The 22,619-nt window shown below is 36.7% G+C and carries 20 protein-coding genes; 8 read left to right on the forward strand and 12 right to left on the reverse strand.

The genetic code is table 11. The features are described 5' to 3' along the window. The first annotated feature begins 138 nt into the window (after positions 1-138). Positions 139-1,482 carry a branched-chain amino acid transport system II carrier protein gene (brnQ, locus tag N0M92_RS07050; protein ID WP_260285261.1) on the forward strand — a complete coding sequence of 448 codons (1,344 nt, stop codon included), beginning with the start codon at positions 139-141 and terminating at the stop codon, positions 1,480-1,482. Between the two features lie 134 nt (positions 1,483-1,616). Here the strand turns inward: brnQ and bla are convergent, their stop codons facing one another. Then, entirely contained in the window at positions 1,617-2,549 is a 933-nt protein-coding gene (gene bla / locus N0M92_RS07055; protein WP_260285098.1) for a class A beta-lactamase, read from the reverse strand. 316 nt (positions 2,550-2,865) lie between these two features. Between bla and N0M92_RS07060 the strand changes: the two genes are divergently transcribed. Beyond that, positions 2,866-4,677: a BlaR1 family beta-lactam sensor/signal transducer gene (locus N0M92_RS07060; protein ID WP_260285262.1), complete on the forward strand. Its 1,812-nt coding sequence runs from the start codon at positions 2,866-2,868 to the stop codon at positions 4,675-4,677. Then, complete coding sequence (gene blaI, locus N0M92_RS07065) at positions 4,658-5,038, forward strand: penicillinase repressor BlaI (protein ID WP_260285099.1); 381 nt, start codon at positions 4,658-4,660, stop codon at positions 5,036-5,038. Before N0M92_RS07060 ends, blaI begins: the two co-directional genes overlap by 20 nt. A gap of 329 nt (positions 5,039-5,367) precedes the next feature. Here the strand turns inward: blaI and N0M92_RS07070 are convergent, their stop codons facing one another. From N0M92_RS07070 to N0M92_RS07085, 4 genes are all read right to left on the reverse strand, one after another. After that, positions 5,368-6,201 carry a class I SAM-dependent methyltransferase gene (locus tag N0M92_RS07070; RefSeq protein ID WP_260285100.1) on the reverse strand — a complete coding sequence of 278 codons (834 nt, stop codon included), beginning with the start codon at positions 6,199-6,201 and terminating at the stop codon, positions 5,368-5,370. Between the two features lie 773 nt (positions 6,202-6,974). Beyond that, positions 6,975-8,249 carry an IS110 family RNA-guided transposase gene (locus N0M92_RS07075; protein ID WP_260285102.1) on the reverse strand — a complete coding sequence of 425 codons (1,275 nt, stop codon included), beginning with the start codon at positions 8,247-8,249 and terminating at the stop codon, positions 6,975-6,977. An 809-nt stretch (positions 8,250-9,058) separates the two neighbouring features. Further along, a complete protein-coding gene (locus tag N0M92_RS07080; RefSeq protein ID WP_260285103.1) occupies positions 9,059-9,739 on the reverse strand; it encodes a hypothetical protein in 681 nt (226 codons plus the stop codon). 263 nt (positions 9,740-10,002) lie between these two features. After that, on the reverse strand, positions 10,003-10,248 hold the full coding sequence (locus tag N0M92_RS07085; RefSeq protein WP_260285263.1) for a DUF5412 domain-containing protein: 246 nt from the start codon (positions 10,246-10,248) through the stop codon (positions 10,003-10,005). A gap of 371 nt (positions 10,249-10,619) precedes the next feature. Between N0M92_RS07085 and N0M92_RS07090 the strand changes: the two genes are divergently transcribed. Further along, on the forward strand, positions 10,620-11,231 hold the full coding sequence (locus N0M92_RS07090; protein WP_260285104.1) for an undecaprenyl-diphosphatase: 612 nt from the start codon (positions 10,620-10,622) through the stop codon (positions 11,229-11,231). 406 nt (positions 11,232-11,637) lie between these two features. Continuing rightward, the gene (locus tag N0M92_RS07095) at positions 11,638-13,155 is read left to right on the forward strand and encodes a COG4705 family protein (protein WP_260285105.1); all 1,518 of its coding nucleotides are present in this window, start codon (positions 11,638-11,640) and stop codon (positions 13,153-13,155) included. A gap of 406 nt (positions 13,156-13,561) precedes the next feature. Here the strand turns inward: N0M92_RS07095 and N0M92_RS07100 are convergent, their stop codons facing one another. Together N0M92_RS07100 and yeiL are read right to left on the reverse strand one after the other, a co-directional pair. Continuing rightward, entirely contained in the window at positions 13,562-13,711 is a 150-nt protein-coding gene (locus tag N0M92_RS07100; protein WP_260285106.1) for a hypothetical protein, read from the reverse strand. 274 nt (positions 13,712-13,985) lie between these two features. Beyond that, on the reverse strand, positions 13,986-14,657 hold the full coding sequence (gene yeiL, locus N0M92_RS07105; protein ID WP_260285107.1) for a transcriptional regulator YeiL: 672 nt from the start codon (positions 14,655-14,657) through the stop codon (positions 13,986-13,988). A 77-nt stretch (positions 14,658-14,734) separates the two neighbouring features. Between yeiL and N0M92_RS07110 the strand changes: the two genes are divergently transcribed. Both N0M92_RS07110 and N0M92_RS07115 read left to right on the forward strand, forming a co-directional pair. Further along, positions 14,735-15,430, forward strand: coding sequence for a YjjG family noncanonical pyrimidine nucleotidase (locus N0M92_RS07110; protein ID WP_260285108.1), 696 nt, complete (start codon positions 14,735-14,737; stop codon positions 15,428-15,430). A gap of 2 nt (positions 15,431-15,432) precedes the next feature. Further along, complete coding sequence (locus tag N0M92_RS07115; RefSeq protein ID WP_260285109.1) at positions 15,433-16,062, forward strand: YczE/YyaS/YitT family protein; 630 nt, start codon at positions 15,433-15,435, stop codon at positions 16,060-16,062. Between the two features lie 503 nt (positions 16,063-16,565). Here N0M92_RS07115 and N0M92_RS07120 read toward each other — a convergent pair. Together N0M92_RS07120 and N0M92_RS07125 are read right to left on the reverse strand one after the other, a co-directional pair. Continuing rightward, a complete protein-coding gene (locus tag N0M92_RS07120; RefSeq protein WP_260285110.1) occupies positions 16,566-17,402 on the reverse strand; it encodes an alpha/beta fold hydrolase in 837 nt (278 codons plus the stop codon). Between the two features lie 124 nt (positions 17,403-17,526). Further along, positions 17,527-17,652, reverse strand: a complete 126-nt coding sequence (locus N0M92_RS07125) for a hypothetical protein (RefSeq protein ID WP_260285111.1) — start codon at positions 17,650-17,652, stop codon at positions 17,527-17,529. A 301-nt stretch (positions 17,653-17,953) separates the two neighbouring features. Here N0M92_RS07125 and N0M92_RS07130 point away from each other — a divergent pair, with 301 nt between their 5' ends. Next, positions 17,954-18,112 (forward strand): hypothetical protein, encoded by a 159-nt coding sequence (locus tag N0M92_RS07130; RefSeq protein WP_214792004.1) that lies wholly within the window; start codon positions 17,954-17,956, stop codon positions 18,110-18,112. Between the two features lie 360 nt (positions 18,113-18,472). Here the strand turns inward: N0M92_RS07130 and N0M92_RS07135 are convergent, their stop codons facing one another. From N0M92_RS07135 to N0M92_RS07145, 3 genes are all read right to left on the reverse strand, one after another. Next, on the reverse strand, positions 18,473-18,967 hold the full coding sequence (locus N0M92_RS07135; RefSeq protein ID WP_260285112.1) for a hypothetical protein: 495 nt from the start codon (positions 18,965-18,967) through the stop codon (positions 18,473-18,475). A 558-nt stretch (positions 18,968-19,525) separates the two neighbouring features. Beyond that, positions 19,526-20,779, reverse strand: a complete 1,254-nt coding sequence (locus N0M92_RS07140; protein ID WP_260285113.1) for a cytochrome P450 family protein — start codon at positions 20,777-20,779, stop codon at positions 19,526-19,528. A gap of 173 nt (positions 20,780-20,952) precedes the next feature. After that, the gene (locus N0M92_RS07145; RefSeq protein WP_397443820.1) at positions 20,953-22,461 is read right to left on the reverse strand and encodes a DHA2 family efflux MFS transporter permease subunit; all 1,509 of its coding nucleotides are present in this window, start codon (positions 22,459-22,461) and stop codon (positions 20,953-20,955) included. Positions 22,462-22,619 lie beyond the last annotated feature (158 nt).

A 22,619-nucleotide genomic window follows, 5' to 3' on the forward strand; every position in this document is an offset into this window, starting at 1 on the left:
AAGGAGAAACTTAAAATTTATATTGAAATCAATTTATCAGGTCATAATACAATCTTATGTATTTAGTCTGTTATCAATTTTTTGAAAATTATTTCTTTTTTTAATAGTAAAATTCAGTTCTTTCATGGAGGTTTTAATTTGGCTACTAGAGTACCATTTTCATTTATATTAGTAATTGGTTTAATGTTATTTGCTCTATTTTTTGGGGCAGGAAATTTAATTTTCCCGCCAATGCTTGGTCAATCAGCAGGAATGAATGTCTGGCCAGCAAATGCAGGGTTTTTATTAACAGGAGTTGGCTTACCGTTACTTGGTGTGTTAGCACTTGGTTTTTCGGGGAAAGATGATTTACAGTCGTTAGCAAGCCGGGTCCATCCTGTATTTGGTATTGTATTCACAACCGTTCTTTATTTAGCCATTGGACCTTTATTTGCTTTACCTAGATCAGGAAACGTTTCTTTTGAAATCGGTGTAAAACCTTTTTTATCAGACAATCCTGGCTCTGCACCTTTACTTATTTTCACAATCATCTTTTTTAGCATTACGTGCCTTTTTTCGATCAATCCCGCGAAAGTTGTCGGAATTGTCGGGAAAATATTAACACCAATCAAGATAACGTTCATTGGAATCCTGGTAGTGGTTGCTTTTAAACATCCAATCGGAGATTTTCAAGCACCTGTTAAGAATTATTCAGTTCAACCATTTTTTAATGGGTTTAGAGAAGGTTATTTAACAATGGATACGCTTGCCTCTTTTGTTTTTGGCATCATCATCATTAATGCCATTAAAGAAAAAGGTGCTAAAACAAAAAAACAAATTATGGTGGTTTGTGCAAAAGCAACTGGAATTGCTGCCTTTCTCCTGGCAACCATGTATTCAGCTCTTTCTTATATGGGTGCTTCAAGTGTAGAAAAACTTGGGCACCTGGAAAATGGAGGCACCATCTTGGCAAAAGTCTCGGATTATTATTTTGGGGCTTATGGCGGGATATTATTAGGGTTAATGATTACAGTAGCTTGTTTAACAACAAGCGTAGGGCTTGTTACATCCTGTTCTTCATTCTTCCATAAACTATTTCCAAAGGTACCTTACAAAAAAATTGCTATTAGTTTATCTATTTTTAGTGCCATAGTTGCCAATATTGGGCTAACCCAGTTAATTGCTGTTTCCATTCCTCTCTTAACAGCTATTTATCCATTAGCCATTGTATTAATATTCTTGACATTTTTCCATTCTTTATTTAAAGGGAAGGCTGAAGTGTATCAAGGAAGCTTACTTCTAACATTTATAGTCAGTTTATTTGATGGATTAAATCGAGCTGGCATACACTTTTCTTCCATTAATAATTTTTTTAATGAAATTCTTCCTATGTATGATGTCGGACTAGGGTGGATCATTCCAGCGATTGTTGGAGGATTAATAGGGTTTAGCAGTAGCATACTACGAGGAAAATTCGGTCTTAATCCCCCAACCAGTAGCTAAATAAAATAAGGTCAACCAGTGATTTTCTACTGGTTGACCATTTAAAATTGAATGTTGAAGCTAGGAAGTCCCTGTTTCCACGGCCATAACAATCGTTTTGGGAATGAATCTACTAAAAAAGGCTGCTTAACGTTCTATTTATTTTTGACTTTAAGGGCCTTTATTACTTCTTTTGTGGCCTCAGCAACAAGGTCGTCATTGTAATCGGCATCTTTTTTATCACGACTTGAAAGGACAGCAAGAACAATCGGGTCTCCTTTTGATGGCCAAATGATCGAAATGTCATTTCGCGTACCATATGAGCCTGCTCCAGTCTTATCAGCCACTACCCAACCTTTCGGAACTCCAGCACGAATTAACGCATCTCCAGTAGTATTTCTTTTCATCCAGTCTATTAAAAGTTCACGTTTCTCAGTTGGAAGTGCATCTCCCAATGTAAAAGCCTGAAGACTAGTGGCAAGTGCTCTTGGTGTACTTGTATCATGCGTTTCACCAGGATTAACTTCATTTAAATCTGGCTCAATTCGCTCAGGGTTGGTGACTTTATCCCCGATTTCCTCCAGTGCCTTTTTAAATCCAGCCGGGCCGTCCAGTTGTTTAAGGATAAGGTTTCCAGCAGTATTGTCACTGTATCGAAGAGAAGCATCAGAAAGCTCCTTAAGAGTCATCCCCGTATCGACATGCTTTTCTGTAATCGGATTATAATTAACAAGATCCTCACCTGTATAGGTAATTCTTTGATTAAGATCTTCTATCGATTTCTGTTGTAAAAGTGCTCCTACAGCTAGAGCCTTATGAGTGGATGCATATGCAAAACGCTCATCTGGATGATAGGTCACTGTTTGGTTTGTGCCAGTATCCAACGCAAAGACACCAAGTTTAGCATCAAATTTTTCTTCAAGCTTAGCAAAAGCATGGTTATCGGCAGTTTCTTGTTTTTTAGGTTTAGTTAATTCCGTATTAACGTTATCGTTTGAACAACCTACAAGCGTTGCACATGAAAGAAATAGAACAGGCATAATTTTTCTGAATGCGGAAGTACTAAAAATGTTGCTCAATGATTTCATAAGATTCAACCTCTTTCTAAAAATATATTTATTATGTATTCTCCTGGGATAGCAGCCGGATCTTTAACTCTTCCACCCTATCTTTTGTTCATGATGATGCAGACCTCCTGATTATTTGATTAGACACTTATGCACGAATTGAAAAAAACAAGGAGTTTTTACGGATTACATTTGTAGTCTTATTACATCTGTAGTACAGTATTACATATGTAATCAATTAAAGTCAATTCTTTATTTTTTCACCCTCAAGCCAATATAAATATGCTATATACCTGTTTTTAAAATTTAAAAGTCAAGAGAGTTGGTATTGAAGGACATGTATTTAACCCATTTTATAATAGGTCTATTGGTGTCTTCATTTTCCGTTGCTGTTATTCTGCTTATACGAAAATGGTTTGGAAGACGATTAACAGCAAAATGGCACTATCACTTGTGGATGTTTCTTTTTATGGCTTTAGCACTTCCATTCATACCCACTGATTTATATAATTTTAGTACCCTCTTTAGCGGTGGGGATACATATCAGGCTAATGCACCCAGCTCTAATATGAAAATGACTGGAACTGATATGATACAAGGCCTGCAACTAATCCAAGACTTTTCTGTATCGGTCAATCGGCCGGACCTGTCCTTACTTAATATTGGGGTGATGGGTTTATGGATGTCAGGGATGCTTTTATTTACCTTTACTATGGTTCGTGGATGGCTCACACTTAGAAGGATAAAGAATTATTCTTCTCCGTTTTCCAACCAAGAAGCTCTCGTGCTTTTCGAAGAATGCAAAAAAAGACTACAGATTAAAAAATCAATAAAGATTGTCATTTCAAAAAGAGTCCAATCTCCAATGATATTCGGACTTTTTCAAACATATATCGTATTACCTTCCCAGCATGAAGACTGGCTTAGCCTGAAAAATTACGAGTATATCTTTCTTCATGAACTGAGTCACTATAAAAACAAGGATCTGCTGACAAATTACGTGATGATGTTCTATCAAATCATTTATTGGTTTAATCCCCTTGTCTGGCTCGCTTTCAGAGAAATGAGATTGGATCGGGAAATCGCATGTGATGCATCTGTTTTACAGTTACTAGATGATCATTCATTTAGTGAATATGGAAATACAATCATTAATTTTTTGGATCTTTCAAAACGGTCAAGTAAACTACAGATGGTGACACATTTAAATGGTTCGAAGCTTCAAATCAAAAAACGAATTGAACGAATTTCTGCCTATGAACATTCCACAAAAAACTCAATAAGAAAAAGCGTCTTTATTTATGTGCTGGCCAGTATCATTTTGACAATCCAATTACCTTTCGTTTCCGCATTTGCGACGGAAAACGACCGATACTATTTTAATAATGATGGAGTGGTTTCCGAGGATTTACATCAATTCTTTAAAGGGTATGAAGGAAGCTTTGTTTTATATGATCATGCCGCACAGCAATATCGCATTTATAATGAAGAGAAAAGTACATTGCGGGTATCACCTGATTCCACATATAAAATCTATAGTGCCTTATTTGCACTAGAATCAAATGTGATATCTCCCGAAGAATCCACCCTTTCATGGGATGGGACGAAGCAACCCTATGACGCTTGGAATATGGATCACGATGTCTCATCTGCTTTACAAAATTCTGTAAACTGGTATTTCCAAGCATTAGATCGCAGAACAGGATTCGAAACAATACAATCCAATCTACAAGCGATAAACTATGGAAATTCCGATGTATCTGGGGGATTGGGTGAATTCTGGCTCGAATCCTCATTGAAGATCTCTCCAGTCGAGCAGGTCCAACTGCTGCAAACCTTTTATTACAATCAATTGGGATATAAGGAAATGCATAGCCAAGCTGTGAAGGAAGCCCTCCTCTTAGAAAAGAATGAGGAAGCTCGACTATCAGGGAAAACAGGCACAGGAACAGTGAATGGAAAAAACATCAATGGTTGGTTTATCGGATATGTAGAGACGAAGAACAATACTTATTTCTTTGCTACCAATATACAAAATGAAGATGGTTCATCTGGAAGCAAGGCGGGAGAAATCACTTTATCAATTTTAAAAGATTTAGGAATCTATAAAGAAAATGGTGGGGAGAAAAATGGAGAAAAACATTCCTAGCATATCAGAATCAGAATGGGAAATCATGAACGTGCTTTGGGATAAAGCCCCTCAAACAGCAAATGACATCATCGTTTCCTTACAGGAGAGTAGCCAGTGGAAGCCGAAAACCATACGCACTCTTCTCGATCGATTAGTTCAAAAAGATGTAGTAGGTGTCAATAAAAATCTAAGAGTTTACACCTTTTACCCGCTCTATACACAGGAAGAGTGCCGGCGTGCCGAGACCGAATCATTCATCAACCGTATCTATGGAGGTACCTTGAAATCCATGCTTGTCCAATTCATTCAGGAAGATACCCTATCTGATGATGATATAAATGAACTACGCTTTATTTTAAATAAGAAACCTAAAAAGTAATACTATAAAAAAAGCGATTTGGAATTTTTCCAAATCGCTTTTTTCGGTCGAAATCGAAATAGCTGAGGACATATTTCTCATGTAATTATCGCTTTCTTCTCTGTAAATACTACGTCCGTTAGTCATAAACTAAAAAACAAGTGCAGAGCTACATACGAAAGGAGCCATTAACGATGAAGGATGTATTTATTCAACTAACCTGCCCCGATAGTTCAATAAGAAAAAGCTGCCTTAAAGACAGCTCCGATTTCAGTTAACGCACCCGCTAGTTCATTAAGACAAGCGATTTTTATTAAAGAATAGCGCCCGTTTCTTCCTTTTAGTTCAATTTATTCTCGTTTTTCTAACAATAAGGCGATTGTTTGACTACCTTCATTATAAGTTTCACCAGAAACATCATTGTAAATTTCTTTTACAGTAAACCCTACAGTAGTAACCTCTTTGATAAATAATTCTTTTGTGAAGAATTGGTACCAAATGTAGTAAGTTTCTGTTCTATCATCGGTAACCACCGTTGTTTGCTCTAATGTTACCCTACCAGGGTATTTAAGATTTCTACCGATTGCTATATAAGGATTTTCCGACCAGAAACCGCCATTTTCGTTAAGGTTCCAATATTGTTCTTCTTTGAACTCATCAAATTTGTTTTGCGAGAAAACATCTAATAGCAACTGTCCACCATTTTTTAAGCTATTCCAAATGTTATAAATTAATTTACTGCGATCTTCTGATGCAAGGGCACCATAATCACAATAAATCAATAGGGCTAAGTCAAAGATATTTGAATCATCTAATGCCATATAATTCTCATAGCGATATTCAATATCAAGTCCTAGTTCTTTTGCTTGTTCTTTGGCATAATGAATTGAGTTTTCAGAGAAATCTATCCCTGTTACCATATAACCTTTTTTTGCAAGACGCTCGCTATAAAGACCTGGACCACAACCTAAGTCTAATACTTTTTGATAAGATTTTCTTGGAGCAACTTGTTGAATAAAATCAATAGATTTATCAATAAACGTAAAACTTCTACTAGCTCCTTCCGTATCAGGACTTAAATGAGCTTCTAGTAATTGTTTGGCAATATAAGGATCTTGCCAAAAAACCTTATCTGCTTTTTCAAATCGTGAAGGTACGTACAACTGGTTTAATAAATCTTTCATGAAACATCCTCCTAAAAATTTTAAAACACAAAAAACCGCAGAGGTTTACTCTGCGGTTAAAAAAGAGAATAAGTCCGTAGAGTAAAAAATCAATAGGCACACTAAATAAACATATAAAAATGCTTATTTAAGTTTGCTTCACATTGATTTTTTTACTCTTTTCCAGTCATAACAAAGTCCGTGAAAATTAAACTTCTGCTATGCCGAACTTCTTCACCTAGCTTTCTTGTGTTTCCGTAAACATAACAGACAATAAACTATGAAGTCAACCATCAAATTTAACCTCTTATTCGAGAATATTGCCCAATTGTTGAATAAAGGTCAAAGAGCACTCTTCAACTCCCTCAGTTTGATGTGAATATCTCTCGAATGCTCACTTATTCGCAGGATTTCATAACCCTTGATTGTAAGGTCACGTTTAAATGGAGTGATTTCAGGACATGAAGATTTCGTGAAGGCATAGTTAAATAAAGGAGTTGTACAAGACCCCACATTTTACCATATAATGTACATTCTCCACACCGCCCCTGGAGGCTTTCCCTCCCATGTCTCAACGGGTCAATTGCCCTATCATTCCTTCGTCATGCCTATCCAAGGGGTGGAGGCCAGTTATGCTAACCTGATGGGTCAGTGCCCTTTTGTTGAAGAAATCTGGTACTCCGTACATATTTGAAATCCTACGAATAAGTCAACTTTCGTAAAAAGAAAAAGTCTATGAAAATTAGTTTATGAAGCTTCTCTTCGAGAACCTAATTAAAAATCCCCCTTTAAAACTACGCAACCAGTTCAGTAATAGGTTGAACTTTATCTGCACAATAAGCCTCGTTTCTGCGTGCTATTCCAACAAATATCCTGGCTAGCTTACCTACCAATTTCATAATCGATTTCATTTTCTTCATTTTTTTAACCTTAACATTATGGGAGTGAATAGCTCGAAATTCCGTGTTATTCATCACAAGGCTCATGGTGGCTAAGTAAAGGAAACGTCTTAGCCTGGATCTCCCTCTCTTAGAGATGACAATTTGACCTTTCCACTTACCAGAGCTTGCTTCAGCCAGATGCAACCCAGCGTGCCGAAGTAAAGAATTACCGTGTGAAAAACCACTTAGATCTCCTGCTTCACCTAATATTCCGGCTAAAGAAATTTCACTAATTCCCTTAATGGCAAGCAGCTTCTTGGCAAAAGGTATTTGTTTTAATACATCCTTAACCTCTTGTTCCACTCTTTCGAGTTGTAAGACTGCGAGATCATACTCCTCTAATAATTGTTCCAAATGAAATTTATACGCTTCAAGTGCTTGTCTTGTGCCGACAGATTTCTTAGCTAACTGAAGAAGTAATTGAGCTTTCTTTAATCCAGGCTGCCTCTTCATTATTGATTTCCATCCTGAAACAACATCATCAGGTTTCAGGGAACGCAGTTCCATTGGAGATGGAAATAAACGAAGTGTGGCGATTGCCCCTTTAGCAGTAATGTCTTTAAATACTTGCCTGAGTTCGGGAAAGACGATATCCACCCAACGGTTTAATTGATTAATCGTGCTAACGAGTCGTTTAACTACCACATCACGGTTAGACATAAGGACCCTAAGTATTTCAAATGATTCTGAAGTGTTCCTGACAAAGGCGTAGTAACCGTTCTTCACCATATCAGCGATGACCAGGGCATCTTTCTTATCACTTTTCGACTGAGTATTGTCACGGTTTTCTTTATTCCTTTTTACTAAGTGAGGGTTTACCGTTACTACCTCAATTCCTTGTTTAAACAGCCATTTTGAAAGATTAATCCAGTAATGGCCTGTAGGTTCCATTCCCACGATGGCTACCTCCAGTTTATTTAATCTTTGAAGCTTATCCATCCATTTTAATAAACTAGCAAATCCATCTTCATTATTTTCAAATGTAAGTGGATCTCCGACTACAATTCCACGGAAATTCACTGCTCTAGCCACATGTAATTGTTGGGCAATATCCACTCCAACAACAAGGTGTTTATCGGAAATTCTTTCTATTAGTTGATTTTGTTTATCTTGCATTTTAAACTTCATATTAGGGTTCCTCCTAAGGATCTGAGTTAGAGTGGTGTCTTACTCATATCTTACTGAGGAGCCCTATTTTTTTCAAAGCTGAAAAATAACGAACTACAGGAATGCTAACCTGCCCGATAGTTCCATAAGACTTATTGAAGAGCTGACACAAACTATGATGCAAATGAGACGGTATGAAATTTAATTATAGGAGTTCGATCTGTTTTGTTTCTTATGTTGGGATAAACGATAAAGGCCACTAATGAGATAGTACAGAAAGAAGTAACCAAAAAGAATAATGGTAGGTACTATATTGGTAAAGATATTTATAAAAATAAAACCTAAAATGAGAAAAATTAAAGAAACTATAAAATTAAATTTAAAACTTTTATTTCTATTCAATAAAATCACCCCTAACTAATTTTACCATTAAAAAACTTTTTTAGAAATAATCCTCACAGACGAAGACACTATGCTTGTTGAACTACCCTGCCCCTTTAGTTGCATAAAGAAAGAGCTGCCTTAAAGACAGCTCCGATCTTCAGCAAACGCACCAGTTAGTTTAAGTGTATCTCTTCACAATTCCAATCGTCGTTATTTATTTATGTTCCCTTCTTTGATTTTTATATTAAAAGCATCATAATCCTCTTTTTCAATTATGCCCTTTTTTTTCACTATAAAAAACACAAGAAAAGACAGTCAGTATAATAAAAATATAACAAGTAATCATCTTTGCCAATTTTGGTATGAATTCTAGAATATCTGTAAGAGAGAATACTATTAAACATACGAATGGTATGAAGGTAATTAACCATATATACATTAATGTATCAATAAGACCATTTCTCATCATCTGTAACCCACTGATTTTTCTTTAAATCAAAGGATTCATAATCATCGTGAAGAGAAAAGTAGGCTGGCAATGTGATTGCTTGTCCATCTGCTTTTTTCCAGCAATCTGCGACCCAAGTAGCAAACGCTTGTTTTTCTGCAAGGTTAAGTTCCTCTTCATTTTTTTCGTAGAAATCCCAAAAGTCATCTGTTTGATTACCTAAAAGGTGGGTGTATCTTACATTTTCAATCATACCCAGACTACCTGCAAAGATAGAAGAATCCTTACTCTCGTTAAAGACTTCATTAGCTTGTCTATCCATTGAGAACATAGTAATGGATAAGTTAAACTCGGAAGGATCTTCTACAAATGCCACAAAATCCAATAATTCCACTTTAGAGTAAATGGTGTATTTATGTAACTCCTTTATATTACTGATTAATGTTTCCGATTTTGCATCAAGGTTTTCTTCGACTGACTTTATATAACTGTCCACCGTATAAAGAGATTTAGTTTCGTTTACTTCTTCTGAAGAGAGCTCTTCAACATTTGTCGTTTCCTCAGCATGTGCACTTTCTTCGACTGGAGCCTTTTTGTCTACTGCTTTTTCTTCTTGCATACATGCACCAAGCAATCCAATTGAGATAACACTTGCTGCTAAAATAAAATAATTTCTCATAACAGTTTTTCCCCATTTTCTCTCATATAGTAAATATTAACTAATCCATCTTAATCTAATTGAACTAGAAAAGCACTAGGATTATATAGAGTACCTAAACAAAAAACTTTAATAAATAAATAGAAAGGGCATGTTTTGAAAAAAGATTATCAAAACATGCCCTTATACTACTATTAAATTGGATTATTTTTTTATAAAAACGCTGATCTTTTTTGTCTTCCTTAATCAACTAACGTACCCGTTAGTTGATTTATAATTTTCTTCTAATCCCTTCTGAAATCATAAGTTTCACTTGGGACTTCTAATTGGTGACCATTAATTATTACGGTATCATTATCAACCCATTTTATATTTGCTTTTTCTTCATGATAGTTCCAATAAATATTCTTCGGTTTTCTTTTCTCTTTATTAAAATTTATCTCAAGAACACTGAAATCTGTTGTTGCTCCTCCAGATGAAACATAAGCTTTAAGCGTATAAGTTTCATCTGGGAAGGTAACTGTTGATATTAAATCGCCTTTGGTAGTCGATTCATATCAAGAAAGCCCAGTATATACCGTATCCCGATAGTCCAATTATTAATAAAGAGATAACGATGTTTAGTTTCTTTTTCATATTTTCGATTGAATGGACAATTTCACAACCGTCGCTTCCAAAATACATCAAGAGTCCTTTGCACATGCAATTGCTTACTATTTGTTTTTGCCTTCATTTTTAAAAGACTATAGCACTAAACTCGCATTTATTTTTCTTTTTTAATTTATTTTTAACGTAATTTTCATAGGATGTTCAGGTTCCTTCGATACACTTAGAATGCTGTTTCTGGTCAACTTGATTTTAAATGAGAAACCAAAACCATATAAGCAAGGAGATGAACAATATGAACTATGAAATATTTCAATGGATTAACGGTTGGTCCGGCCATTTCTCTTATCTAGATAAAGGAATGATATTCATCACTAATAGCGTTCCTTATGTGGTAATCGCACTTATGTTGTTCCTATGGTTTATTGCAAACAAAGAAAAACGGGCGGAAAAACAGTACACAGCTATATACGCTGTTTTTTCTTGCTTACTTGGATTGTTCATAAACGCAATCCTTCACCTTGTCTACTATCATCCACGTCCATTCGTGGCATACCATGTTCATCAGTTAATACTGCATCCTGCTGACTCTTCGTTTGTAAGTGATCACTCGGTATTAGTATTCTCCATAGCATGTACGATGGTGCTACGAAACGACTCGTGGAAGTATCCCGTATTAGTATGGGCTATTATTGTTGGCATATCGCGTATATTCGTCGGAGTCCATTATCCTGCAGACGTGATTGGTGGCGTCCTTATTTCATACGGGGCAAGCATATTCGTTATGCAGTCTTCCAAAAAATTGGAGCCTTTGGTACAAGTAGTGTTCTACATGTATGACAGAGTAACGAAACATATCCCTTTCCTTGCTAAGTACAGCCATAAAAACCTAAGTCAAGAAAGATAAGGATTTTTTCTAATGGAAAATCGGCTGTAATAAGAGTTGAAACCCTATGGTTAATTGATAAACAGACTTTTTCTTATTATGGGGAAATGTTGTATTTTCTATTTTTGTCAGAGATGGAAATTGCTTTGTAACAAGGACCACTTCCAAAAAGGAGATGAGTTCCATTAAAAAAAACTTAGCATTTTCTGAACAAACTGAAATGGTTCAACCTTCAGGTCGGTAAATGATAAGCAAAGAATCACAACTCACCATATTTTTTGGAATCGTCAAGATTATGTACAACCACTGTTGGAGAAACAGCCCCAGACTTCCTTGATGATTAACTTGGATTTGGATGGGCATCCTTATTTAGAGAGAGAAGTAAAATTAAGTTGTGGGAAACCACTTTAAAGAAAGGAAATTATATATGCAAGAAAACCAAAGTAAAATGAAAATTTTACTTAACAAAGTGCCACAAGTGACGATTTTCTTTTGGATCATCAAAGTTTTGTGTACAACTGTTGGTGAAACATTTGCTGATTACATCAATTTCAACATTGGACTTGGTTTAACTCTCACTACCATTATTATGGGAGTTGCGTTTTTTATTGCATTGTTTTTTCAATTTAAAGCAAACAAATATGTTCCAGCCATTTACTGGGTAACAGTTGTTCTTATAAGCGTATTTGGAACACTTGTAACGGATTATTTGACAGATAATATGGGCGTACCACTTGAGGTTAGTACAGCTATATTCTCGGTGTTGCTGGGACTGACTTTTCTATTTTGGTATCTTAGTGAAAAAACACTATCGATCCACTCGATTTTTACTAGAAAAAGAGAAGTTTTCTACTGGCTTACGGTCCTTTTCACCTTTGCACTTGGAACAGCGGTCGGCGATTTATATTCCGAACAACTTGGTTTTGGTTATCTTAACACAGGAATAGGCGTTGTTATTATTATTGCTCTTGTGTTCTTAGCTTATAAATTTTTGAAACTTGACGGAGTATTAGCTTTCTGGATTGCTTATATTTTAACTCGTCCGCTTGGAGCGTCAATTGGAGATTACCTATCTCAACCAAAAGTAAATGGCGGATTAGGACTCGGGACAACCGTTACGAGTGTGATTTTTCTTATCGCTATTTTAGCAATCATCGTTTTCCTTGCCGTTTCAAAAATTGATACAAATGCTAAAAGTGATATAGCGGAAACAAACCAAAGTAATGCAAATAAGAAACATGTGCTAACACAAACGCTTGTTGTACTCGTAATTTTCTTAGTTGTTGGTATAGGTGGTTATAACTGGCGCAGTAATAATATTGCATCACAAGGTGCTGCAGAGCAAGCTACATTAGCGGGTCAATTAAATGATTTTGTTAAAATTGAAAATGATATGCTAAACGCTGTAAATAAAAACGACTTTGCTTCAGCAAAAAAAGGCGCTGATAATTTGGAACATCAGTGGGATACACAAGAACCTAAGCTTCGAAAAATTGATAGCACTACATGGACAAAAATTGATGGAACAATTGACTCTGTGCTAGCAGCGGTTCGTTCTTCAAAACCTGATATTAATCAAAGCAAAACAGCACTTACTAATTCACTTAGTGTCTTAAAAGGTGCAAATAAATCAACATCAAAATCTGGTGCCTCACAAACTACATTATCTGGACAGTTAAACGATTTTGCAAAAATCGAAAAAGATATACTAAACGCTGTAAACAAAAATGACTTTGCTTCAGCGAAAAAGAGGGCAGATGAATTAGAACATCAATGGGACACACAGGAACCAAATCTCCGAAAAATCGATGGGGCTACATGGACGAAAGTTGATGGAACCATTGATGTTGTATTAGCAGCAGTTCGTTCATCGAGTCCTGATGTAAACAAGTGTAAAACAGCACTTAACAATTCACTTCGTACCATAAACGCAGCAAATAAATAATAATCTTAGGAATCGCCAATCGCGGTTCCTTTTTAAATGGAACCCTCATTAAACTAACCTGCCCCGTTAGTGCCATAAGAAAAAGCTGCCTTAAAGACAGCTCCGATCTTCTGCTAACGCACCCGTTAGTTCATTGAGAAAAGGTTGCTTCAACAACCTCCCTTATTGATGTAAAGCACATTCCCTGACTTTCTTTGAGTGTGGGGTGTTGAAAAAGTATCTTGCTGAAAAGATCGAGACTTATCTTTTTATTCAGCTACCTAAGCCAAATGAGTATCCAAATGTTTTAAAAATTTCTGCTGGAGATTACTGGTGTATCCAAAATAAATTCTATCATCAATTGAAAAAAGAACTTCGAATAAGAAAAACATAGGGAGATTTTAGTCTTCCTATGTTTTCATTCATATTATTTATCTGTTTGTTTTTGCTTCTTTTTCAAATACTCTGCACGTATTTTTTCAATTTGCTGCTTTTTATCAAATTTGGCAGGCCTCTGTTTTTCATGAAACTTTGTCACAGCTACCTGACCTTTGGTATCCAATTGATATTTTCCCACTTTGTTCACCTACTTTTCTTGTCTTTAAAGAGAATCTATTCAACAAATATAATATACCTTATTTTACTGAATTAAACCTTATTACTTCATTAGTGTACTGCTAACTTTGCATATATCAGTAAAAACAATAAAAACTTAGTAAAATAATTCATCGCCAAATGGTATTCATTTCATTGCTATAATCAAAATAAAATGCCTTGACACTTATAAGCCTCAATAATTTTATAATCAGTATTCGTTTCTGTGATATTTCAAGTTATCAAATCATACTACATTAATCCTTTTTTGAACTCAATCTTTCTAACTTTTCTTTATTAATGATAAAATATTTCCTTCCTTTTTTCTCTAATAATCCGTCTTCATGGAATTGGTTAAGTGTGTATAATAAATGTCGATAGCTTACCCCCACGTATTCTGCTGTTTCGGTATGCTTCTCTTGAAAGCATCCATCGTTTTCTATTTCAAGAATATATTTGGCCAATCGATTTTTGAATTCATAATCCTGCATAGCTGTGTAATGATCCGTTCTTTTAAGTAATTTATCACCTAAATATTTTGATAAATTACTGAGAAAAAGATTGTCATTTAACAGATGCTCTTTCGATGAAGCCAATGGAACCGCTAAGCAAGTGCAGTCATTTATAGCCACAACATCTTTTAAATTCTTTTCCACCTCAATCAAGGATAATTCACCAATAAAGTCATCTTTCTTTAGGAACTGAATCAGCGCACGTTTTCCATTTTCGTGTACTATATATATTTTTGCCCGCCCATCCAATAATAAAAATAAGTACTGAATATCTTCATCAAAGCGCACTATATATTCATTAGAAGAAAACTTACAAATAAAAGCCTCCTGTAAAACTGCTTTCGGAAAAGTTTTTTGAATATCATTATATATATCCACAAAATTTTCAGCGTAATCCTTCCAATTGATTCTTTCCATTTTATCACCTCAATATGAGATATCTCCTATTATTATATTCTTACCTTCGATATATTACTACCAAGAGGTGGATAGGAATGAACAAATACAAACATATTATTTTTGACTTAGATGATACGATACTTGATTTTCAAGATTCAGAAGAAAAGGCTTTAAAACAAATTATTACGCTATACGAGTTGCCCTATAACAAACAAACCATTGCATGTTATAAGCGCATTAATGATGGATTATGGCAGCAATTAGAGGAAGGCTTGATTTCTCGTGAAGAAGTGCTGACAACGCGTTTTTCACTTTTTTTGAAGGAATTTCATATAGATGAAAACGGAGCAAAAGTTGAAGCTATGTACCGTGAGCATTTAAGCCAAGGACATAAGACCATTACCCATGCACATGAATTATTAAATGCTTTAAGTAAGCAAGGTTATAAATTATATATTGGAACAAACGGTGTAGGAAAGACTCAAAGAAAAAGATTAGGAGGTGCCAAGCTACAAGGATATTTTGAACAGCTTTTTATCTCCGAAGAAATTGGCCATGAAAAACCGAATCCGCATTTCTTTTACCATATTTTTGATGCCCTGCAAACAAGCCGTAAAGAAGAATTTTTAATGATAGGGGATCGTTTAACATCGGATATTCAAGGAGCTATCAATGTCGGAATTGATTGTGTATGGTTTAACCCTAAGAGAAGCATGCCTAAATCATGTTTACCTAAGAGCACATATACGATCCCAGATTTAATGCAAGTAATGGACTTATTAGAGGAATAATCATGAAAAAAGTAATTCAATCGATTCTACTCTATATAGTAAGTGCTATTGGCATTAGTCTTACATTAAAAGCCGATGTTGGTGTCAGCAGTTTTAATGCGATGAATTTATCCATATCTGAATGGACTTCCATCAAAGTTGGCACAATTACATTCATTGCAAATCTCATTTTTCTATTCGGTTATATCTGCCTATGCGAAAAAAGGGATTTTAGAAAATTCACTTTGATGTTCATTTCCATCTTGTTCTTTGGAATGGTTATTAATTTTTTCCTCTATACTATTTTCGGTTCGATTCACGTAGAGAATTATTTAGTAAGAATCGGACTATTTATTTTCGGTGCGATACTAGCCGGTGGAGCAACAGGCATTATTTTATCATTAGATATTATTCCTTTTCCTATTGAAAGTTTATGTTTACGAATAGCCGAGATAACAAAACGCCCTTTCTCTCAATACAGATATTGTGTCGATTTATTCTCCATTATTCTATCAATAACAATATCACTACTATACAATTTACCCATCAATATTCGGGAAGGAACGATTATCAGCTTCTTCTTATTGTCCGGCATTATTTCTTATACACGATTGAAATTTAAAAACTATCAGCAGAAACAAGAAACTCAATAAAAAGCATAACTAAAAAATAACCTCTTACGGATAAGAATCCAAAGAGGTTATTTTTATCAAACTTTATTCTAAATGATCAATCTTTTTTTGTAAAACTACAGTTGAACTAACCTGCCCCTTTAGCCCATCAAGCAAAAAGGCTGCCAAATGGCAGCCCTGGAACTGAGCTGCCTTCACATGAGAAGATTAGCTGGGTTTTTTAATTATTTTTATCCAATTCGGATCCGACTAGTAAAAAGGCGACTGCTCATTGTCCAGCAATCGTCCCAGATTGTTGATAAACGTATACTCGCTAAATAGAAAGGGCATGTTTTGAAAAAAGATAATCAAAACACGCCCTTATACTTCTATTAAATTGGATTGATCTAAAACGCTGGCCCTTTTTGTCTTCCTTAAAAAACAAACGCACCCGTTTTTAAAGTGGCTCTGTTATATTCATTGTTGAATTTATCAAAAAAACGATTTCTATCGATCAGTTTCCAACAATCTATGGGCATTTGTAATCAGCCCTTTAAAAATGTTAGCAATGCTTCATTAAATTCTTTGGCATGTGTTGCATTGAACCCATGTGGACCACCCTTTATTAAGGTTACCTTTGAATCAGGAATTGCTTCATGTGTCTGCTTCCCACTATTTTCAAATGGAACAATTGCATCTGAATCACTATGAAGAACGAGGGTAGGTATATTAAACTTGGCTAAATCCCCTCTGAAATCCGTTTTGCTGAAAGCAGCGATGCAATCCAGTGTCCCTTTAGGCGATGCACCCGCTGCAATATCCCTATTGTAAAGTCGGAATGGTTCACTGACTAAGTCTGTTCGATCTCCAGCAGAAAAAAATCCTTTCGTAAACTCATCAAGAAATGCCAGGCGATCATTTTTCACTCCATTTTCCAATCCTTGAATGTCTGCATCATCAAATGCTCCCTCAGGATGTTCTGCTGACTTGTAAAGAAATGGTGGTACAGCTCCTGCAAATACAGCCTTCTCTACTCTATCTGTTCCATAAGTTCCGATATAGCGGGCTACTTCTCCACCCCCCATTGAAAATCCGACCAGTGTCACACGTTGGATATCCAAATGCTCCAGTAACTGGTGTAAATCAGTAGCGAATGTGTCATAATCGTAACCGTTCCATGGCTGCGAAGAGTTACCGAACCCTCGACGGTCATAAGTTATGACTCTGTATCCAGCCTCAACGAGAGCAGGAACTTGATACTCCCAAGATCGGCCACTTAATGGCCAACCGTGAATTAATACTACCGGCTTCCCTGTACCATGGTCCTCATAATATAGTTCGATCGGTGTTTCGTTTTCGGTCCCTACAGTAATTTTCGCCATTTTTCTACCTCCCAGAAATATTCCGATATATATCCTATTCTCCAATAATACGGATGAATCCCGTAGCCTATTTCACGTTTTATATTGCGGACTCCAAGCATAATAATCCTTTTGTTCCGATGATTCATTTTCTCTTTTTTGTAACAACGAAATGGGCTGAACCATCCATGACTGCCAATGATTCAGCAATGATTCGATTATAAGAATTATTGCGTAAACTAGCACAAATAAGGCTAATGGTTTTGGTCATATCCCCTCCTTGTTTGTCATACCTATTCATGATACTATACTTCATCAAGTGTGGGAATAGGTACCAATAATGGTATAAAAAAGCCAAACGGAAATGAGATTACATTTCGAAAAGCCTTAAATTCAATAGAATCTAGGGCTTTTTGTGTATGGGTTCCATTAATATAACGTCTGGATGAAAAGAATTGAACAATAGGAAAGACAAAGGGCTGCAAAATTAAAATCCGCTCAGATCCTCGGGATATACTGAGTGCCATTTGTGAATAATAAGAGTGTTAAACAATGAACTAAGGAGGGCTTGCATGCAACAGGATCAACAAGCTAAAAAGAATTCGGGCTCAATCATGAAACCAGGATTTTCAGGAACTGATGCACAAAAAGTAAAACAAGAAATTCAAAAAGATGTAAGCGAAGGACAAGGTGCAATGACTTCCCGAGAGGCAGGAGCAATGCGGGATTAAAAAACCACTCTAAGAGTGGTTTTTTATATGCTTTAACGCAAGTTTTAAAAGGAGTAAATACAAGGTCAAATTAAGTTTTCTTGTAAATAAATCATATCTATTACTTCATGCATACTATTCGGCCCTCTTCCTTTCACTCTCCGTTCTCTTATTCTTATCTCTTACAGGATGTTGTAGCACTCGTGAAATTGAAGAGCAAAGCACAGGTAAAGGTTTGGCATTCGATAAATGCAAGGAGTCCATCATAACTTATTCTTCATAGAAGATTAACTTCCCTTATTAAACTAACCTGCCCCGGTAGTTCCATATGAATAAGCTGCCTTAAAGACAGCTCCGATATTCAGCTAATGCACCCGTTAGTCACATTCCAACCATGGGTACAACCAATTCATGTGACATGCCAAAATGGTGGTATTTAATTATGACTCTCTCAATACTATGTTCATGCACTAACGAAAGGGCATAAATAGTATCATTTTCTGTTGCAGTACCAGCATTTACTTTATCGAGCTGCATTTGTGGGTCAGTCTTTGGTTTAAGAGTTATAGAATCTAATCCTTTGAAGGTATATTCACCTTCTTCTTCGCCATTAAAATGATCAGAGATAATAAACCCTTTTGGATGATAACTAACCTGTAATTTCACTTTGGAGGGTACAACTTTATCATTGACAAGAACTTCTTCAATTTGAATATTCCCAAATGGACTTTTATTTCCTACCGAAACCAGTTGTACCTGTTTATCATTCGCTGAGGCACTTGGATAAGCTACTAAGGGTTGATTTAATTTCAGAAAAAAGAAAAAACCTATAAATAAAACCACAATACTAATAATACCTATTAACACCTTTTTCAAAAAAACACTCCTTTATTATCCTGCCCCTTTAGTTCCATAAAACATATTGCAGAGATGACATAAGCTGTAAAAAAAGACGGTTTTACCGTCTAATAGATTGCACTAGTTTTCTTAGTAAAAACAAAACTAGTATTGCGAAAAGAGAAGTTAGAATTAATCCTGGAATATTTATAGTATTTAACAAATTTACACCGCCCATTAATTTCAATAGCTAAATTTTAGATGTTATTACAAAAATATTCAATGAACAAAGTTCGGATAAGCTACGCTTCTAAAAATCCCTAAGTTTAATTCTATTTCCTCACAAATACCCGGTTATTTGCAGGATTTCACCACCCTTGAATTTAAGTTCATGGTTAAACCGGGTGATAAGGCTTCATGAAGGCATAGGAGTTGTACAAGACTCTACATTTCACCAAATTATACTCATGCTCCACGCCCCAGAAATCAGGCCATAAAAAAAGCCGCCCATCATTTGAGCAGCTCTTTATCAGTATTTTACATGTAAAAGGTTGGCTTCAGATCTTACACAGTCAAATAGGGAGTTCTTTCTCTTCACTAAAAAGCGACGGGCAGGGTTTTTAACCCTTGTGAACTCAGCATGAAGTGCCAGTTGACGTTCTCCCGAGGAATGCTGAGGCGTAGGTTGGGCATGCGTTTCAACAGGGTGGAAAACGCAACGTCTCCTTCCACACGGGCTAGCGGCGCTCCCAAACACATATGAATGCCATGTCCAAAGGCGAGATGACGTTTGATTCTGCGCGTAATATCCAGCTCCTCTGGGTCCGTAAACTGCATCTCATCCCGATTCGTTGATTTTAAGACGGGAATGACCATGTTCCCTTTTTTGATTTGCTGCCCACCTAGCTCGATATCTTCTGTGGCAAAACGCGGTCCCGCGATTGTGGCAGGCCCATTGAAGCGCAGCAGTTCTTCCACAGCTGCAGGAACGAGACTGAGGTCGGCTTTTGCCATTTCCAGTTGCTCAGGATGATCCAGCAACATCAAAGTGCCCGTAGCGATCAGATTCGAGGTTGTCTCATGACCCGCAAAGATTAATAGCGAGATCATCGAGATCAACTCTGCTTCGTCGAGTCGATCTCCCTCCTCTTCGATGGCAATTAACTGACTAATCAAGTCATCAGCAGGATGCTGGCGTTTGTCGGCAACAAGCTGCACGATGTATTCCCCGAAAGCTCGAATCTGCTCTGCGACCCCCGGATCTTGCCTTCCTAGGCCCAGACCGTGCGCTATGACTTCAGACCAGCCCCTAATCCGTTCCTTGTCTGCTTGAGGCACCCCAAGCATGTGGGAAATGACGTTGATTGGTAAGGGATAGGCATAGTCCTTGACTAGGTCCATCTCGCCTTTATCTTGTACCTGGTCAAGTAATTCGTCAGCAATTTCCTGTACGCGAGGGCGTAAGCTTTCCATATATTTAGGAGTAAAAGCTTTGGACACCAACCTGCGCAACCGTCTATGATCGGGTTCGTCGACAGAAAGCATGGATTTTGCGTTAAGGAAGGTAGGGGGAGCAGATGGATCAGCATTGTTTTGCCTGATATCACTATTACCACTGATGGAGCTCCCGTCTACAGTAAAGTGGGCATGGTCTTTTAATACTTGCATTGCATCTTCCATACGTGTAACCATCCAGGTTTGGCCATCCATGCCGCTAATCGGAGACGGGATGGGAATAACGGCTCCCATTGTCCGCATCTTGGCGAATATCGGAAATGGGTTTTCACCACTTTCACCACTAAATACGTCCAATATGGATTTATCTGGTAAGTGTTGATCTGAATTATTCATGACAACCTTCCTTTCTCATTGTGCCCCTTACTGGAGTCATCTGTTTGTTTAAATATTGTCCAGGTAATTATCTGTTTACCTAAATACTATTTTCAAAAAACAACAGGATGATAATCTTTAGCGTTTATTTAACACCCCCTTAGAGTATAACCAGGATAATTTTTATGCTAATTTCATATAGTTGATTCGCCTTCTAAATTCTTACTGGCTTCTTTAAAATTATGTTGTCTTCCTTCGGAAGCGTTCTTAACACGTTTAATAAAGAAGGAAAGCAATAAACTAAAAATTCCGATGATAAGAATAACAAAGTATGCGTCATTTATCCCCTGGATAGAAGCTTCCATAACCAAATGTTGTTGTGTTTCACCACGTGCTCCTCCAGTGGCTAAGTCCTGAAGATGATTCGTTGTACTGTTTGTCATTACTGTCACAAGTAGTGCAGTGCCTATTGCACCGGCCACTTGCCTGATGGTGTTGGAAATAGCTGTACCATGTGCATAAAGACTTGATGGTAATTGATTTAAACCTGCAGTCTGTACAGGCATAAGGAACATAGCCATCCCGATACGACGAACTGTCGACATCACAATGAGAAACGTGTAGCTGGTCGAGTCCGTCAAATCTATAAAGCCAACGGTTGAGATGATAATAATTGCTATACCGATAATAGTAAGCCATTTGGCTCCAAATCGGTCGAAGAGCTTTCCAACTGCAGGACTTAGCAACCCCATTAGGAGTGCCCCTGGAAGCATCAGTATACCTGACTCCAATGCAGTAAAACCGCGGGCATTTTGAAGGTACAGAGGAAGCAGCATCATATCTGCATACATCATCATGGTAACACCTATACTTATAAGGGTAGTCAAGGTAAACATATTGTATTTAAATGCTCGGAGATTCAGTAGCGGATTTTCGGAGATCAGCTGCCGCCAAGTAAACAGGACAAGGGCCAGGATTCCTATAATTAGAGAAACAACTACCACTGTACTTGACCAACCAGCATTGCCGGCTTCGCTGAAGCCGTACATTAAAGCACCGAATCCGATGGTCGAAAGGGCTACACTAACAAAGTCCACCTTGGAATGAACAGGTTCTGATACATTTTTCAGATAAATAAAACCGCAGATGATAACAATGATTGTAAATGGAATCATGCCATAAAACATGGCTTGCCAAGGAAATGTCTCAAGAACATACCCGGTAAGTGTCGGTCCAATTGCAGGCGCAAAAATAATCGCTAACCCGACGTAACCCATTGCAGATCCTCTCTTCTCTGGCGGGAAAAGGGATAACACAACATTCATGAGCAAAGGCATAATAATGCCAGCACCGGCTGCTTGAATCAATCGCCCAGTCAGAAGTACAGGAAAATTGGATGCGACTGCAGAAACAATCGTTCCGGCTAGAAAAATAAGAATCGAAGTTTGGAACAATTGACGAGTGGAAAATCTCTGGATTAAAAAGGCTGTAATAGGAATTAAAACGCCATTCACCAACATATAACCTGTTGTAAGCCACTGAGCTGTTGAAGCTTTAATATTAAAATCATTCATTAATTCCGGAATGGCAACGCTCATGATTGTTTGATTAAAAGTGGCAAGGAAAGCACCTATTATCAACACAAACATGATTGGTCCCTTTTTGATAGAATTTTTGCTTGTTGCATTCTTACTCAATTTCATACATCCTCTCATGCCACCGTGGATTAAATTTACACCGTGTTGTATAGTTTACAATGTATAAATGAGATTATAAGTACAATTTATAATGTTTTCAAGCTACAATATTCCAAAAAGTGTATATTAATTTACAAAAATAAGGTTTATGTTGTTTATCGAGA

The sequence above is a fragment of the Peribacillus aracenensis genome, from assembly GCF_025175645.1.
Classification (GTDB): Bacteria; Bacillota; Bacilli; order Bacillales; family DSM-1321; genus Peribacillus; species Peribacillus aracenensis.

Bases quoted from the DNA above. Each gene is read 5' to 3' on its own strand.
- N0M92_RS07075 (WP_260285102.1), bottom strand. From the start codon at position 8,249: ATGAAGTTTAAAATGCAAGATAAACAAAATCAACTAATAGAAAGAATT.
- N0M92_RS07110 (WP_260285108.1), top strand. From the start codon at position 14,735: ATGAACAAATACAAACATATTATTTTTGACTTAGATGATACGATACTT.
- N0M92_RS07125 (WP_260285111.1), bottom strand. From the start codon at position 17,652: ATGACCAAAACCATTAGCCTTATTTGTGCTAGTTTACGCAATAATTCT.
- N0M92_RS07120 (WP_260285110.1), bottom strand. From the start codon at position 17,402: ATGGCGAAAATTACTGTAGGGACCGAAAACGAAACACCGATCGAACTA.
- N0M92_RS07130 (WP_214792004.1), top strand. From the start codon at position 17,954: ATGCAACAGGATCAACAAGCTAAAAAGAATTCGGGCTCAATCATGAAA.
- N0M92_RS07070 (WP_260285100.1), bottom strand. From the start codon at position 6,201: ATGAAAGATTTATTAAACCAGTTGTACGTACCTTCACGATTTGAAAAA.
- bla (WP_260285098.1), bottom strand. From the start codon at position 2,549: ATGAAATCATTGAGCAACATTTTTAGTACTTCCGCATTCAGAAAAATT.
- blaI (WP_260285099.1), top strand. From the start codon at position 4,658: ATGGAGAAAAACATTCCTAGCATATCAGAATCAGAATGGGAAATCATG.
- N0M92_RS07145 (WP_397443820.1), bottom strand. From the start codon at position 22,461: ATGAAATTGAGTAAGAATGCAACAAGCAAAAATTCTATCAAAAAGGGA.
- N0M92_RS07095 (WP_260285105.1), top strand. From the start codon at position 11,638: ATGCAAGAAAACCAAAGTAAAATGAAAATTTTACTTAACAAAGTGCCA.
- N0M92_RS07060 (WP_260285262.1), top strand. From the start codon at position 2,866: ATGTATTTAACCCATTTTATAATAGGTCTATTGGTGTCTTCATTTTCC.
- N0M92_RS07140 (WP_260285113.1), bottom strand. From the start codon at position 20,779: ATGAATAATTCAGATCAACACTTACCAGATAAATCCATATTGGACGTA.
- N0M92_RS07090 (WP_260285104.1), top strand. From the start codon at position 10,620: ATGAACTATGAAATATTTCAATGGATTAACGGTTGGTCCGGCCATTTC.
- N0M92_RS07115 (WP_260285109.1), top strand. From the start codon at position 15,433: ATGAAAAAAGTAATTCAATCGATTCTACTCTATATAGTAAGTGCTATT.
- N0M92_RS07080 (WP_260285103.1), bottom strand. From the start codon at position 9,739: ATGAGAAATTATTTTATTTTAGCAGCAAGTGTTATCTCAATTGGATTG.
- yeiL (WP_260285107.1), bottom strand. From the start codon at position 14,657: ATGGAAAGAATCAATTGGAAGGATTACGCTGAAAATTTTGTGGATATA.